The following is a 1,119-nucleotide window of genomic DNA, read 5'->3' as shown; positions in this document are numbered from 1 at the left end:
GTAGACGTGCTTGCAGGCGAGCGTGAGATGCCCCGCTTCCTTCGGCAGCGTACCGCCTTCCAGGTAGAGGCGCGCCCACAATTGCCCGAAGGTGAGCGCGGTCGACCCGTCTTCGGTCATCACCACCGGCTGGCCGCCGACGGTTCCGACCTTGAGTCCGGCGACATCATTGCCCGTCACAATCGAAGCAAGCTCGACCAGTTCGGCCCTCAGCTTGTCCACCGCGCCATGCACAGCCGACAGCGAGCTGACCACGAACTGGCTCGCATAGGTGCCCGAAAAAGGCGTGTGAACGTCGCGCTGCGTGTCAAATCCGCTTTCGACATGAACGAATTCGAGTGGGATGCCCAGTTCGGCAGCCACCACCTGGGCCGCCACGGTTTCGTGGCTCTGGCCTTGCGGCACCGACCCCATCGCCACGTTCACCATACCCCCGCCGTCAATACGGACCCCTGCCCCTTCTGAATTGCCCGAGAAGGGCGAATAGGGCGTGATGATTTTGGACTGGCCGAAATTGTTGGTGCCGGAATCGAGCGTCGTGCCGATGCCGATGCCGATCAGCTTGCCCTCGGCGCGCATCGTCTTCTGCCTCGCACGCCATTCGTCCCATCCGACAAGCGCCTTGGCGGATTCCAGCATTTTCGCATAGTCGCCGCTGTCGTAGACGCAGCCGTTGGGCGTCGTCCAAGGCATTTCAGGAACGTAGTTGCGCCGACGAATCTCATCGGCAGGGATACCGAGCTGATGACCGCAGATGTCCACCACGCGCTCAAGGAACCAGATATGCTGCATGCGCGAGTAACCGCGATTGGAGCCGGTAGGACATTTGTTGGTGGACACCTGCCTGAAATCGATGCGCAGGTTCTGGAGTCGATAGTTGCCTGGCGCGACCTGGGACCAGATCACGCCGCCCAACGGCTCGTAGCGCGGATAGGCACCACCGTCGTCTATATGCGTCGAGTCGATAGCAAGGATGACGCCGTTCTCGTCGAGCGCAACACGTGTGTTCAGAAAAGTACGGTCGCTGCCATGTGAGCTGCTGACGAGATGCTCGCTGCGCGTCTCCGCCCACTTCACCGATCGACCGCCGACCTTCCGCGAGGCGATCGCCGCTAAGGT

The 1,119-nt window shown here is 61.7% G+C and carries 1 protein-coding gene; it reads right to left on the bottom strand.

Annotation, left to right across the window (positions count from 1 at the left end):
* Positions 1–1,107 (bottom strand): molybdopterin cofactor-binding domain-containing protein (locus tag EN935_RS37180; RefSeq protein WP_281040412.1); only part of this gene is annotated, 1,107 nt, incomplete at its 3' end.
* Positions 1,108–1,119 lie beyond the last annotated feature (12 nt).

The organism is Mesorhizobium sp. M7D.F.Ca.US.004.03.1.1 (genome assembly GCF_003998635.1).
In the GTDB taxonomy this organism is placed as follows: Bacteria; Pseudomonadota; Alphaproteobacteria; order Rhizobiales; family Rhizobiaceae; genus Mesorhizobium; species Mesorhizobium loti.
This window is presented reverse-complemented; position numbering and strand designations above follow the sequence as displayed.